The organism is Lysobacter sp. Soil_N_51 (genome assembly GCF_057655755.1).
In genome coordinates this window covers 459,888-473,485 of the sequence record NZ_JBDGLR010000004.1, presented here as the reverse complement: position 1 = coordinate 473,485, position 13,598 = coordinate 459,888, and the positions used below count along the sequence as shown (strand labels likewise).

Annotated in this window: 11 protein-coding genes; all 11 read right to left on the bottom strand. The window is 67.7% G+C overall.

The window, feature by feature from the left end:
• Positions 1–86 precede the first annotated feature (86 nt).
• The gene (locus AC3A4T_RS09280) at positions 87–1,289 is read right to left on the bottom strand and encodes a benzoate/H(+) symporter BenE family transporter (RefSeq protein WP_487675122.1); all 1,203 of its coding nucleotides are present in this window, start codon (positions 1,287–1,289) and stop codon (positions 87–89) included.
• A 152-nt stretch (positions 1,290–1,441) separates the two neighbouring features.
• Positions 1,442–2,188, bottom strand: a complete 747-nt coding sequence (locus tag AC3A4T_RS09275; protein WP_487675121.1) for a YdcF family protein — start codon at positions 2,186–2,188, stop codon at positions 1,442–1,444.
• 24 nt (positions 2,189–2,212) lie between these two features.
• The gene (locus AC3A4T_RS09270; RefSeq protein WP_487675120.1) at positions 2,213–3,466 is read right to left on the bottom strand and encodes a glycosyltransferase family 4 protein; all 1,254 of its coding nucleotides are present in this window, start codon (positions 3,464–3,466) and stop codon (positions 2,213–2,215) included.
• Positions 3,467–3,472: 6 nt separating this feature from the next.
• Positions 3,473–5,122, bottom strand: coding sequence for a heparinase II/III family protein (locus AC3A4T_RS09265; RefSeq protein WP_487675119.1), 1,650 nt, complete (start codon positions 5,120–5,122; stop codon positions 3,473–3,475).
• Between the two features lie 7 nt (positions 5,123–5,129).
• Positions 5,130–7,283 (bottom strand): bi-domain-containing oxidoreductase, encoded by a 2,154-nt coding sequence (locus tag AC3A4T_RS09260; protein ID WP_487675118.1) that lies wholly within the window; start codon positions 7,281–7,283, stop codon positions 5,130–5,132.
• Positions 7,284–7,339: 56 nt separating this feature from the next.
• Positions 7,340–8,104 carry a hypothetical protein gene (locus tag AC3A4T_RS09255; RefSeq protein WP_487675117.1) on the bottom strand — a complete coding sequence of 255 codons (765 nt, stop codon included), beginning with the start codon at positions 8,102–8,104 and terminating at the stop codon, positions 7,340–7,342.
• Positions 8,101–9,198, bottom strand: a complete 1,098-nt coding sequence (locus AC3A4T_RS09250; RefSeq protein ID WP_487675116.1) for a glycosyltransferase family protein — start codon at positions 9,196–9,198, stop codon at positions 8,101–8,103. The genes AC3A4T_RS09255 and AC3A4T_RS09250 overlap by 4 nt, the downstream gene beginning before the upstream one ends.
• Before the next feature lie 61 nt (positions 9,199–9,259).
• The gene (locus tag AC3A4T_RS09245) at positions 9,260–10,474 is read right to left on the bottom strand and encodes an O-antigen ligase family protein (RefSeq protein ID WP_487675115.1); all 1,215 of its coding nucleotides are present in this window, start codon (positions 10,472–10,474) and stop codon (positions 9,260–9,262) included.
• 7 nt (positions 10,475–10,481) lie between these two features.
• A complete protein-coding gene (locus AC3A4T_RS09240) occupies positions 10,482–11,000 on the bottom strand; it encodes an acyltransferase (RefSeq protein WP_056114434.1) in 519 nt (172 codons plus the stop codon).
• Between the two features lie 10 nt (positions 11,001–11,010).
• Positions 11,011–12,303 (bottom strand): oligosaccharide flippase family protein, encoded by a 1,293-nt coding sequence (locus AC3A4T_RS09235; RefSeq protein WP_487675114.1) that lies wholly within the window; start codon positions 12,301–12,303, stop codon positions 11,011–11,013.
• 31 nt (positions 12,304–12,334) lie between these two features.
• Positions 12,335–13,591, bottom strand: coding sequence for a UDP-N-acetyl-D-mannosamine dehydrogenase (wecC, locus tag AC3A4T_RS09230; RefSeq protein ID WP_487675113.1), 1,257 nt, complete (start codon positions 13,589–13,591; stop codon positions 12,335–12,337).
• Positions 13,592–13,598: the final 7 nt, after the last annotated feature.

Here is a 13,598-nt window from a genome sequence, read left to right as displayed (position 1 = left end):
GGATTGCAGCGCATACGCTAGCTCAAAGGGCTTGCAAGTCCCATCGCTGCGTGGGCCCGCGGCGCGGCGGACCGCCGCGGCGAGGCTCAGGCCGGGTGCTTGCGACGCGTGATCGCCAGCGCCAGCAGCCCGGCGACCATGCCCCAGAACACCGAGCCGATCTGGAACGCGCTCACGCCCGAGGCGGTGACCAGGAAGGTGATCAGCGCCGGTTCGCGCTCCTGCGGGTCGTGCACGGCGGCGGCCAGGCCATTGCCGATGGTGGTCAGCAGGGCGATGCCGGCGATCGCCAGCACCAGTTCCTTCGGAAACGCGGCGAACAGCGCGGCGACGGTGGCACCGAACAGGCCGGTCAGCAGATAGAACACGCCCGCGGCGACCGCGGCCACGTAACGCCGACGGCTGTCCTCGTGGGCGTCGCTGCCCATGCAGATCGCCGCGGTGATCGCGGCCAGGTTCAGGGCGAACGCGCCGAACGGCGCCAGCACCAGGGTGACCAGCCCGGTCCAGCCGATCAGCGGCGACACCGGCGTATCCTGATAGCCGTGCGCGCGCAGGATCGCGATGCCGGGAATGTTCTGCGAGGCCATGGTGACCACGAACAGCGGGATCGCCACGCCGATCACCGCCGCCAGCGAGAATTTCGGGGTGATCCAGATCGGTTGCGCCAGGGTCAGGCGCACATCGCCCAGATGCAGCTGGCCCTGGACCGCGGCGATGGCCACGCCGATCGCCAGGGTGATCACCACCGCGTAGCGCGGGCTCCAGCGCCGCGCCAGCAGCCAGCCGAGAAACATCGCGAACACCAGCACGAACTGCGCCTGCATCGACGTGAACACGTTCAAGCCGAAGCGCAGCAGCACCCCGGCGAGCATGCCCGAGGCCAGGCTGGTCGGCAGGCGGCTCAACGCGCGTTCGAGCCAGCCGCTGAAGCCCAGCGCGGTGGTCAGCACCGCGCTGACCACGAATGCGCCGACGATCTCCGCCAGCGGCAGTCCGGCCGCGCCGGTGATCAGCATCGCCGCGCCCGGCGTCGACCAGGCGGTGACCACCGGCACCCGATAGCGCAGCGACAGGCCAATGCACGTCGCGCCCATGCCGAGGCCCAATGCCCACATCCACGAGGCGATTTCCGCATCGCTGGCGCCCGACGCCTGCGCGGCGCTGAACACGATCGCCGCCGAACTGGTGAACCCGACCAACACCGCGACGAAGCCGGCGATGACGGCGGACAGGGACAGATCGCGCAGCAGACGCATGGTCGAAAGGCGGTGAGGGCGGAGCGCCATCATGCAGCAAACCCGCGCGGACCGGCTTGTACGTGGTTGCGCTTTGGCGGTTGCGACGCGGGTTGGGACTGTGCGCGATCGGGCAGTCGTTTCCCGATCCCGATGTGGCGGGATGTCTCGCTGTAAGTGGCTTGGGCCCCGGCGCTGTTAGATCAGATCGCCGACAGCACGAACAACGCGTATTCCTTCAAGGTTTCGCCGCTGCGCCGCGCGGCCTGCAGCGAAGGCCGCCACGCGGGAGCGGCGGCGATGCGCGGCTCGGACGGCGCCATCGGCAGCACCTGCAGCCCCTCGCGCTCAAACAGCCGCGCCGCCCGCGGCAGATGCAGCGGCGAGGTGATCAACAGCACCCGCCGCCAACCGCGCTGGCGCGCGATCGCCGCGCTGTTGCGGGCGTTGTCGCGGGTGCTGGTGCTGCGATCCTCCAGCACCATCGCCTGCCCGGGGACGCCGAGCTTGCGCAGCACGGCGGCCATGATCCGGGCCTCGGCGACCCCGCGCGTGCGCGCCGCCGGTCCGCCGCTGAGCAGGATCGAAGCAGCGCGTTGTTCGCGCCAGACCCGCGCCGCCAGCGCGACCCGGTTGCCGGCCAGGGCCGGCGCATCCGCATCGCCCTGATCGAAGCGGCTGACCGGGCCGATCGCGCCGCCGAGCACGACGATCGCATCGGCGCGCGGCGATTGCGGCTGTGAGGATTGCGGCAGAGGCAACGACGGACGCTGTCGAACCAATGAGTTGCGCAGCGCCTCAGAGGCCACCGGCAGCGACCACAACAGACCCCAGCCCAATCCGGTCGCGATCAGACCCATGCCGATGCAACGCCGCCATCGCCAGATCACCACGCCGAGCGCGATCAAGCAGACCGCCGTATGCAGCGGATCGATCAGCCAGCTCAGCATGGCGGCACGCGCGGCATGTCGCGCCTACTTGCCGACCCGCAACAGGTCCTGGGTGTCGTCGCCGATCAATCGCGCCAGCGCGTCGGTCATCAACCGTGCCTGACGGTCGCGCGAATACGTCGGCGCGGCGGCGACGCTGGCCGCGCGCAGCCGCTGCATGCGCGCCGGGTCCTCGGCCAGGGCGACGATCGTCGCGGCCATCGCTTCGGCATTCTCGGCCGGCACGCACACGCCGCAGCCGGTGCTTTCGACGATCCGGGTGGCTTCGCCGCGCGGCAGCGACATCAGCGCGGGCACCCCCATGCCCATGCCTTCGAACAGCTTGGACGGGATCACCCCGGCGAACACCGGGTTGTCGCGCAGCGGGATCAGCGAGACATCGCACAGTCCCCACAGCTTGGGCATCATCTCCTTGGGCTGGCGCGGAATCATGCGCACGTTGGCGAGCCCGCGCTGCGCCACCAACTGCTCGACCCGCGCGCGCTCGGCGCCGCTGCCGGCGAAGAAGAACGCGATGCGCGGGTCGTGCTGCAGCCGCTGCGCCGCATCGATCACGGTTTCCAGGCCATGCGCCATGCCGTGGGTGCCGAGATAACCGACCACGAAACGCCCATGCAGGTCGTAGCGTTCGCTCAGTTCCGGATCGCGCGCGCACGGCGCGTAGCGTTGCAGGTCCACGCCGTTGAGCACGACGTGGATCTTGTCGGCGTCGACGCCGCGCTCGATCAGTTCCTCGCGGAACGACTGGGTCACCGGCACGATCGCATCAGCGCTGCGGTACAGGAACATCTCCACGCGTTCGAGCACGCGGATCGCCAGGCTGCGTTTCATCGCCCCGACCGCGGTGATCGAGGCCGGCCACAGGTCGCGCAGTTCGAACACGAACGGTCGTCGCCGCAAACGCGCCAGCGCCCAGCCGCCGAGCGCGCAGAAGAACTGCGGCGAGGTCGCAACGATCACGTCGTGGCGCGGTTCGAACAGGCCAGCCACGACCGACGCGGCCATGAAGCTGATGTAGTCCAGGCTGCGCTTGACGAAGCCCTCGTTGGCGGTGATGTAGGTCTTGACCCGCACCACCCGGATGCCGTCGACGGTTTCCACGCTGCGCCAGGCATTGCGATAGCCGTCGAACAATCGGCCTTCGGGGAAGTTCGGCGCGCAGGTGATGACCGTGACCTCGTGCCCGGCGCGCACCCAGCGCACCGCGTGCTCGTAGGTGCGGGTGGCCGGCGCGTTGCCTTCGGGCGGGAAGTTGTCGGACAGAAACAGGATGCGCATGCGGGTTCAACCGTCCCAGCGGAAGGTGGCGACCGATCGGCCGGAGGGTTCGAGCGCGACTTCGATCACTTCGCAGGCCTGGCTCAGTCCGAATTCGGGGTGATAGGTGCTGACGTCGATGCGGGTCAGCGCGGACGGCGGCTCGACCTGCCAGCGCAACACGTCTTCGCTTTTGCCGCGCACGCGATCGCCGTCGACGCGCAGGTCCGGTGCGATCCGGAAACGCGCGACCGCGCGCTCGAAGCCGCCTTCGATCGCATCCTCGATACGCAGGCAACCGGCCTGCAGGCGCCAGCAGCGACGGTGCAGCGGCCGGCCCTTGAGCCGACGGTAGCCGTCGTGACTTGCGTCCAGCCACAAGCCGTCGTCGTCGACGCCATGCACGACCGCGAACGGATGCGCGCGCCGCGCCACCCGGAAACTGCTCCAGACCTCGGACGAATCGCGACCGTCGATCTGCACCGTGTTATGCGCCGCGGTGCCGCGCTGCCACAGCCGCTGCGCGCCGATGTCATAACGCGAAGTACCGGCGTTGACCAGCACGCGCCGGCCGTCGATCGACAGTTCGAAACTGAGCGTGTCGGCATGGGCGTGGCCGGGCAGGTAGTCCGGGCCGATTTCGCCGACGTCGGCGATCAGCACCGCGTTGCCGGCCTGCATCCGCACATAGCCCGAAGCGGCCAGCACTTGCAGCGGTCGTTCGGACGCCGCGGGCACCTGGATGCCGAGCGCGTGGGCGTACGCCCGCAATTGCGCCAGGGTCGGTGCGATGCCGAACGCGGCGTCGTTGAAGAAGGCGATGCGTCCATCCGGATGAGTCATCACTGCGAGCCAGGCGAACATGCTCAAGGCGCGCTCGCGCCACAGCGCGACCTCGTGCATCGGAAATGCGTTCGGAAACCGCTCGGCCAACTGGATCAGATCCAGCAGGTCTTCGAGCAGGATCGCGTGATACATCGGGCTGCGTTCGAAGTGGCCGCCATCATTGAGAATCTGTTCGCCGATCTCACGCCGCAGCCCGTGCAAACCCAACTCGCGCCATTGCTGCGCCTGTTCGCCTTCGAAGCAGGCACCGGCGAACAGCAGCGCCTTGTAGTTGGCCCACAGATGATTGCCGAGCAGATGCCGTTCCAGGCGGCCGCGCAGGTAGCGGGTCTGGGTCGCCAGGCTGTCGAGCATCGCGTGTTCGGCGCTGTCGTCGCCCAGGCCGTGACCAGCGCAGCGCCACTTGATCCAGTTGACGATGCGCAACGACAGGCAATACGGCTCCCAGCCGTTGCCCGCGGCCGGCGGATTGGCCGCGATCCATTGCCCGATCAGATCGCGATGCCAGCCCAGGCGCGACTCGGCGCCGTCGGCGTTGAGATCGTCGAAGTAGTGCAGGTTGTACAGCCACAGCTTCGGCAGCGCGGCGCTGTTCCAGCCGTCGGCGGGCAGCTCGTGCTCATCGTTCAAGAAACGGAAGCGCCGCGCGGCCAGCATCGTAGGCATGCGCGCGCAAGCGATCCAGCGCCCGCGCAAGGCCGCGGTCGCCGGTGCCTGCGACGCGTCCACGCGAGGGCGGTGCAACCGATGCCAGGCACGGCCGTAGATCTGTACCGGGCGCAGATGGCGCACGGTATGCCACATGCGCGGCAGTCGCGATAACGAGGTCATGGCGTGCTCAGACGCAGGCGTCCAGTTCGATGGTCACCCGCGCGACTTCGAGAATCTGTTCGATCGGAATCGGCGCCGGCGCCTGACCCTGTACCGCCTGCATGAAGGCCTGCGCACACGCCGCCTGGCCCTTGTCCTGGCGCCACAGGTTCATGCGGGTGAAACCGGGCCAGCCGTAGCCGCGCAGGCGGCGGAAGTTGTCCAGTTGCAGCACGCGTCCGGCGGCGAACACTTCCAGGCGTTCCTTCGGAAACGATTTGTCGCCGTTGGCGAGGTAATGCACGGTGCCGAACGAACCGTCGGCGAAGCTCAGGGTGAAACTGACCCGGTCGCTGCGGATGCCGACGCCGGCCACGTTGCCGACCGCGGTGAGCTGGTGGCCGACGATCGGCGAATCGGCGAGGAAACGCAGCAAGTCGACGAAGTGACAGGCTTCGCCGATCAGGCGGCCGCCGCCGAGTTGCGGGTCCTGGGTCCAATGATCGGCCGGGATCGCGCCGGCATTGACGGTCATGACAAAGGCCTTGGGTTCGCGCACGCCGGCCAGCAACGCGTGCATCTTGCGCACCTGCGGGGCGAAGCGCCGATTGAAGCCGACCATCAGCACCGGCGGAATGCCGTACACCGATTGCTCCGAATGCGCCTTTTCGATGGTCTGCAGTTCTTCCAGGGTCAGGCACAGCGGCTTTTCGACGAACACGTGCTTGCCGCGGCGCAGCGACTTGAACACCAGTTCGGCGTGGCTGCCGTGCTGGGTCGCGATCACCATCGAGCCCACGCTGGCATCGCGCAGCACCGCGTCGGTGTCGGTGCTGGCGTTGCGGAAGCCGAACTTCTTGCCGTAATGGACGCTGCCGACGCCGTTGTTGGTGATCAGCGTGTGCAGCTTGGCGCCGGTGCGCGCGAACGCCGGGATCAGCACCCGGCCGGCGTAATTGCCTGCGCCGACGAAGGCGATCGCGCCGCCGCCGGCCTCGCTGGGCACTTCGTTCGCGGGCGGCTTGACGTGCAGCGGCACCTTGCGTCGCATCAACTGCTCGGGAATGTCTTCGCCCAGGCCGTAGTCGAGCACGATGCCGAGCGAAGGTTCGCCGCCGCCGAGCACGGCGTAGGCGCGTTCGGCTTCGGCTATGCCGTAGCGATGGGTCACCAGCGACTGCACCTCGACCGCGCGGCTGCTCATCATGTCGAGCACGGCCTCGAAGTTGCGCTGCTCGGTCCAGCGCACGAACCCGACCGGATAATCGTTGCCGCGTTCTTCGTAGGACGGGTCGTAGCGGCCCGGGCCGTACGAGCACGAAACCTGAAACGACAGCTCCTTTTCGTAGAAATCCGCGCGCGACAATTCCAGGCCGGTCACGCCGATCAGGACGATGCGGCCGCGCTTGCGGCACATGTGCGCGGCCTGGGCGACTGGTTCGTTGCTCTTGGTCGAGGCGGTGATCAGCACCGCATCGACGCCGCGTCCGCGCGAGAACGCCGCCGCGGCCGCGAGCGGGTCTTCGTTCTTGGACAGGTCGACGGTTTCGGCGCCGTATTCGCGCGCGATCGCGAGCTTGGCCGGGTCGTAGTCGATGCCGAGCACGCGGCAACCGTGCGCGCGCAGCAACTGCACGGTGATCAGGCCGATCAGGCCCAGGCCGGTGACGACCACGGTTTCGCCCAGGGTCGGCTGGACCAGACGAATGCCCTGCAGCGCGATCGCGCCGAGCACGGTGAACGCGGCGGCTTCGTCGCCGACGTTGTCGGGAATCTTCGCGCACAGGTTGACCGGCACCGCTACCACTTCGGCATGCTTGCCGTTGGACGCGACCCGGTCGCCGATCTCGAAACCGCTGACCCCGGGGCCGACGCCGATCACCGTGCCGACGTTGCAATAGCCCAATGCGAGCGGCTGATCGAGTTTGCTGCGTACCGCATCGAGGGTGGTGGCCAGGCCGTCGGTGCGGACCTTCTCCAGCACCATGCGCACCTTGTCGGGCTGCTGGCGCGCCTTCTGCAGCATGTTGGCCTTGCCGAACTCGACCAGCATGCGCTCGGTGCCGGCCGACACCAGGGTGATGTGGCTGCGGATCAGCAGATGGCCGCGGCGCAGGGCCGGGGCGGGCACGTCGGCGACTTCGGTGCTGCCGTCGCGCAGGTTTTGCAGGACTTGTTGCATGGTGATTCCAGTGCGTGAGCGAGTATTCGGGAAGGGACAGGGCGCGTAGCGCGCGCTCAGCGCTCGGGCGCGGCGCGCGTGGCCTTGTCGAGGAAACTGCGGGTGACCGGCACCCAGTCGCGGTCGCCGCCATCGACGCGCTTGCTCCAGATCACCGCGCCATCGGCGGCGCGCTGGAGCTGATCGAGCTGAAAGCGCCAGTAGTCGGCCGGCACGAACTGCGCGCTGCGCGGGGTGGCGTCGTGGTACTGCGGCCAGATGAAGGCCAGCACGGGTTTGTTCGGATCGAGCTTGCGCGCCGCCGCGACCATGTTGTCCATGCGCCGGCGCCAGCGGTCGCGGTCGTCATCGACGGTGTACAGCGAGGGAAAGAACAGATCGACCGAAGCCGCCAATTGCTTGGCGCGTTGCGGATCGGCGTGGTCGATCGCGCCGGGGAAACCGTAGTAGCCGATCTTGCGCCCGGGCGCGGCCTCGTGCGCCCAGCGCGCCAGGGTCTGCAGCATCTGCAGATGCTTGGCCGACACCTCGGCGTCGCGGCTGAGGTTGATGTGTTCGAAATCCAGCACCAGCGGGCCGGGGTTCTTCACGTTCGCCTTGACCGCGGCCTTGAAGCGTTGCTCGTCGGGCATGATGCCGTCGCGCAGTTCCGGCAAATGCGGTTCGCCGACCAGATTGGAGCGCGCGATCGCCAGGCGCTGATCGACCAGATCGGTGTACTTGGTGTTGTTGTACAGGACGAAGCCGCGTTCGCCGGCGCGCGCGCCGAGCGGCGCGGTCACCAGCAGCATCGTCAGCAACAGCGTGCCGCGCCGGCTCATGGCGTCAGCCTCACGCACTCAGCGATCACCCGCGCCATCGCGGTGTCCCAGGCTTCGTAACGCAGTTGGCGCAGGCCGGCGCGGCGGGTTTCCAGCAAGGAACGGTCGGCGGCGATCTGCAGCAGTTGCGCGGCCAATCGTTCGCCGTCGCCGTACTCGCACATGAAACAGGCTTGATGCTGCTCGAACGGCGCCGAGGTCAGCAGGCCGGGGTTGGTGACGAAGGGAATCTGCAGCGCCGCGCAGTCGAACCATTTGTTTGGTTCGGCCAGGCGGTTGATCTCCAGGGCCGGATCGTAGAACGCCAGCACCAGGTCGGCGCTCAGCAGCAGCGCCAAGGCGTCCTCGTTGCTGACGATGCCGCGATAGTCCGGACCCATGCGCTCGGCCAAGCGTTGCGCGTCCTCGCCGAGCAGACGGCCGGCGCCGATGAATTCGACCTCGCCCTTGGTGCGTTCGATCGCCTCGCGCATCATCCGCGCGCCGCGTTCGGGCGAAATCAACCCGCTGATCAGCACCCGCAGCCGGCCGCTGCGCGGCGGCAGGCGCTCGGCGAGACTGCGTGCGCGTTCGATCACCTCGGTGTGCGGGGTGTTGCGCACGATCCGCAGATTGTCGCTGTCGTTGTCGCCGGCGCGCGAGGACCCGGGCACCACGTGCAGGCTGGCGCGACGACCGACGAAACCTTCGATCGCTTCGATCATGCGTTTCACTGGCGCGGGCCAAGCATAGCTTTTGGAAAGCTTGTCGCGGTCGAGGAACACATACCGACAACGCCGCACCGAGGCGACGAGCGCGCACGGCAACGCGGCGTCCAGGCGCGAGCAGAAGTACACCCCGGCGCGCGGCTGGGCGAACACGCGCACGGTCAGCCAGGCCACCCACAGCGCGTAGCCCAGCGCATTGACCGCGCCGCCGCCCCAGGAGCCGAAGTTCAGCAGCACCTTGACCTTGGGCAGATCGGCGGGCTGTTTGTCGCGGCTCCATATCCAGAACTCGTACGGCACGCTGGCGCTGTCGAGCACTTTCGACAGTTTGCTCAGGTACGGATTCTTCAGGTAAGGATTGCCTTGGCCCAGGATGATCGCTTGCATTTTTGGCTCGGGATTCGGGATTGGGGATTCGAGATTCGAGATTCGGGATGGGGCGGTTCGCTCAGGTCGGGGTGGGGTGGCGAAATGGAAGTGATGGCGGCGATGGCATCGGCGTCGGCTGCGGTACTCGTCGCACCACCAGCGCGGTCGACAGCGCGAAGAACAGACACAGGTACAGTTCCTTCGGGCTGGTGATGTCGCCGCTGAACATCGCGTTGGCCAGCGAATAGATCGCCAGCGCGCACAGGAAGGTCGGCACCAGTTCGCGGCCCTGGTCGCGCTTGGCGGTGAGGTAAAGGCGACGGATTGCGTAGGCGATCAGGGCGAAGAACAACGCGCTGAAGATCAGGCCCGGTTCGATCAGCGCTTCGATCAGCAGGTTGTGCGGATACGGCTGCAGCGCGCCGCTGGCCTCGAACGCGCCGAAACCGTGGCCGAACAGCGTTTCGCGCAACATGCCGAACGAGACTTCATACAAATTCATGCGCAGCACGTCGCTGCCGCTGTAGTTGCTGACGAACAGGCTGGCGAGGCGATCCTGGATGCCCTGCGGCGCCAGCACCACCGCCGCGATCGCCAGCAGCACGACCAGCAATCCCGCTGCCCAGAGCTTGCGCGACAGCAGCAGCGCGCCGCGGTTGGTCATCACCACCAGCGCGCCCAGGCCGAGCAGCAGCGACAGGATCGGGCCGCGCGAACCGGCCAGAATCAACGCCGCCACGCACGGCAGCAGCGCGAGCAGGCGCAGGCCGCGGTGGCGCGGTTCGATCAATAATCGATAGGCGAAGTACATGATCGCGGTGCCGGCCGCGCGCGCGATCCAGATCGGGTTGCCTTCGCCCTGCATCAGCCGCTGCGCGCCGGTGTCGGCGGTGCGGTTGAAGCCGAGCGCGGCCAGGCTAAGGGCGAAGCACAGCGCCACGTAGATGCGCACGAAATGCTCGGCGGCCTTGCCGCGCAGCACGAAGCAGGCGCAGTAGGCGCAGAACACCAGGATCAGATAGAACTTGAGTTCCTTCGGCGGATGCGGCTGGCGCGTGTCCAGGAAGGAAATCTGCGCGAACACGATCAGGGTGGCGATGATCGGCAACAGGAACGCGAACCGGTTCAAGCCCGAGTACGACAGCGAGAACGCGCCCAGCCCGATGGTCGCGGCGATCGCCGCGTACTGCACCACGTCGGTATCGACGCTGAAGAACACCGACGCCCAGCCCGACAGCAGGAACGCGCCGAGCGCGGCCGGCGCCAGGAACAGGCGGGGAGCGGGAATGCGCATGCGCGGCTCAGGCCTCGCGGCCCTTGCGCAGCGACTTGTCGACATAGTCGCTGACCGATCCGACGATCTGGCTGGGGTTGCCGATCACGATGCTCAGCGGCGGAATGGTGCCGCGCACCACGGTGCCGGCGCCGACGATGCAGCCCGCGCCGATGTCGGTGCCGGGCATGATGATCGAGCCGGTGCCGATGAAGGCGTGGCGGCCGATCGAAATCGGCCGGATCCGCCCTTGCGGCGTATCGAACTTGAGCCCGAGTTCCTTGGCGACGGTGTGGATCGCCCAGTCGTGGGTGAGGATGCGCACATTGCTGGAGATCGTGCAGCCGCGGCCGAGGCTGATCAGCGAATAATCGGTGCCGTCGAACCAGATCTTGGCCGACAGATAGTTCGGATCGGCCTCGACGTTGGCGCCTTCCGAACGCAGGAACCAGGCGTACAGACGCGTCACCAGGCCGGGTTTGATGAACCAGCCGACCCGTATCACGGTCAGGACCACGGCTTTCTTGATCAATCGCAGCGCTTTCATAGGAATGTTCTCATCGGCTGCCGCCGGTCGCCGAGTTCCAGCGAAACTCGTGGCGGTTGCACAGGGAATAGGTCGCCAGCTGCAGGCTCGAAGCGATCAGATAGGCGATCGCCAGCCCGGTCGCGCCGCCGTGCAGATGCAGCGAGGCCACGCTGGCGCCGATCAGCGCGAGCGCGAACACGCCGTTGCCGGCCAACAGCACGCCGGGCCGTCCGTCGGCGGTGGCCTTGCGCATCAGCACCGTGGTCGGCGCGGTGGCGATGGCCGACAACAGCAGCCATTGCAGCGGCACGATCGCGTCGATATAGGCCGGCGCGAGGCGATGGATGAAGAACGGCGCGGCCATCGCCAGCACCATCGCGATCGCGCTGGTGGCGATCACCAACAGTGCGATCGAATGGCGCAAGGCGCTACTGGCCTCGCCGCTGGCGCCGCGCGCCGCGGCCGACGCGAGCAGGGGCAGGGTGGCGTTGGCGACCACGCCCATGCCGAACAGCAGGATCGAGCGGGCCTGATTGCCGAGCGAGAAATTACCCAGTTCGGTCGCGCCGCCGACGCTGTGCGCCAGCATCGCCATCGACAGCCAGATCGCCGGCATGGTCAGAAGGCCCGACAGCGACGAGGGCAGGCCCAGCCGCCACACCACCGCCCACTCCTCGCGTCGCGGCGCCGACCACGACAAGGGACAGTCGTGCTCGCGCCGGTAACGGCGCAACACGCGTTCCTGACCGATCACGATCAGCCATTGCGCGGCGATCGAGCCGTACACCGCCCAGCCGATATCGCGCCGGCTCGCCGCGAGCAGCATGATCCCGAACACCAGCGGCGCGGTGATCAGGTTCGCCAGCGCCTGCTGCTTGACCTTGTGCAACGCCAGCGCGACCCCGTTCTGGACCGCGCCGATGAAACCTGTAAGCACCAGCAACGAAGAACTCGCATACACCGCGACCAGATCCGCCGAGCCGCCCACCCGCAACGCCAGCGGCTGCGAAAACACCAGCAGCAAACCGGCGAACAACAGCGACGCCAGCAACGCCGAACCGTAGGACACGGTCAGCGCCGCGGCGATGCGTTCGGGTTTCGTCGCCACCGCCTCGGACACGATCTTGGTCGCCATCTGGCCCAGGCTCAGCGCGCAGAACGTGGTGAACAACAGCGCGGTGGTCTGGATCAGGGTGAACTGGCCGAACGCGGTCGGGCCGAGGAAATGCGCGGCCGCGAGCACGCCGGCGAACAGCGCGCCGCGCGAGGCGAGCGCGCTGAGCGCGGACAGACTGGCGGTGCCGATCAGGCGTCGCATCATGGGCAGTGGTCCGGATCGAGCGCGCCGGCGCTCAGGTCCAGATGCCCTTGGTGTCGATGATCTTCATGTGGCCGGGCAAGCTGTGGTCCTTGAACGGTTTGTGATCGACCAGCAGCACCGCGATGTCGGCCTGGGCGCTGGCGGTCGGCAGATCGACCAGGATCAACTTCGACGAATCGAGCTTGGCCGGCAGCACCGAGATATGCGGCTCGACCGCGAGCACGCGGCCGGGATGGCGGCCGGCGAGTTCGACCGCGATGTCCAGCGCCGGGCTTTCGCGCAGATCGTCGATGTCGGGCTTGAACGCCAGGCCGAACACCGCGATGGTCAGGTCCTCGTGTTGCTTGCCGTCGGCCTTCGCCTGCGCGATCGCTTCGTCGATCTTGTTGATGACCCAACCGGGCTTGCCGTTGTTGACCTCGCGCGCGGTGCGGATCAGCCGCGCTTCCTCCGGCGCGCTGTCGACGATGAACCACGGGTCGACCGCGATGCAGTGGCCGCCGACGCCCGGGCCGGGCTGAAGAATGTTGACGCGCGGATGGCGGTTGGCCAGGCCGACCAGATCCCAGACGTTGATGCCGAGCTTGTCGCAGATGATCGACAGCTCGTTGGCGAAGGCGATGTTGACGTCGCGGAATGCGTTCTCGGTGAGCTTGCACATCTCGGCGGTGCGCGCGTTGGTGACGATGCATTCGCCGCGCACGAAGCTCTGGTACAGCTCGCAGGCGCGCTGCGAACAGCGCGCGGTCATGCCGCCGATCACCCGGTCGTTCTCGATCAGTTCGCGCATCACATGGCCGGGCAGCACACGCTCGGGGCAGTAGGCGATGTTGACGTCGGCCTGCTCGCCGGCGTCCTGCGGAAAGCTCAGGTCGGGGCGGGCGGTGGCCAGCCATGCGGCCAGTTGTTCGGTGGCGCCGACCGGCGAAGTCGATTCGAGCACCACCAGGTCGCCCTTGCGCAACACCGGCGCCAGCGATTTCGCCGCCGCTTCGATGTAGCTCAGGTCGGGTTCGTGATCGTTCTTGAACGGCGTAGGCACCGCGATCAGGAACGCGTCGGCGGCCTCGGGCCGCAGCGAGGCGCGCAGGAAGCCACCGGACACCGCGGCGCGCACCGCGGTGTCGAGCTCGGGTTCGATGATGTGGATCTCGCCGCGGTTGATGGTGTCGACGATCGAGGCGGTGACGTCGATGCCGATCACGCGCTTGCGCGCGGCGGCGAAGGCGGCGGCGGTGGGAAGGCCGATGTAGCCCAGGCCGATGACGCTGACGGTGTCGAAACTCATGGAAACT

Excerpts from the sequence above, each read along its gene's own strand:
- AC3A4T_RS09280 (WP_487675122.1), bottom strand. The coding sequence starts at position 1,289 with ATGGCGCTCCGCCCTCACCGCCTTTCGACCATGCGTCTGCTGCGCGAT.
- AC3A4T_RS09275 (WP_487675121.1), bottom strand. The coding sequence starts at position 2,188 with ATGCTGAGCTGGCTGATCGATCCGCTGCATACGGCGGTCTGCTTGATC.
- AC3A4T_RS09270 (WP_487675120.1), bottom strand. The coding sequence starts at position 3,466 with ATGCGCATCCTGTTTCTGTCCGACAACTTCCCGCCCGAAGGCAACGCG.
- AC3A4T_RS09265 (WP_487675119.1), bottom strand. The coding sequence starts at position 5,122 with ATGACCTCGTTATCGCGACTGCCGCGCATGTGGCATACCGTGCGCCAT.
- AC3A4T_RS09260 (WP_487675118.1), bottom strand. The coding sequence starts at position 7,283 with ATGCAACAAGTCCTGCAAAACCTGCGCGACGGCAGCACCGAAGTCGCC.
- AC3A4T_RS09255 (WP_487675117.1), bottom strand. The coding sequence starts at position 8,104 with ATGAGCCGGCGCGGCACGCTGTTGCTGACGATGCTGCTGGTGACCGCG.
- AC3A4T_RS09250 (WP_487675116.1), bottom strand. The coding sequence starts at position 9,198 with ATGCAAGCGATCATCCTGGGCCAAGGCAATCCTTACCTGAAGAATCCG.
- AC3A4T_RS09245 (WP_487675115.1), bottom strand. The coding sequence starts at position 10,474 with ATGCGCATTCCCGCTCCCCGCCTGTTCCTGGCGCCGGCCGCGCTCGGC.
- AC3A4T_RS09240 (WP_056114434.1), bottom strand. The coding sequence starts at position 11,000 with ATGAAAGCGCTGCGATTGATCAAGAAAGCCGTGGTCCTGACCGTGATA.
- AC3A4T_RS09235 (WP_487675114.1), bottom strand. The coding sequence starts at position 12,303 with ATGATGCGACGCCTGATCGGCACCGCCAGTCTGTCCGCGCTCAGCGCG.
- wecC (WP_487675113.1), bottom strand. The coding sequence starts at position 13,591 with ATGAGTTTCGACACCGTCAGCGTCATCGGCCTGGGCTACATCGGCCTT.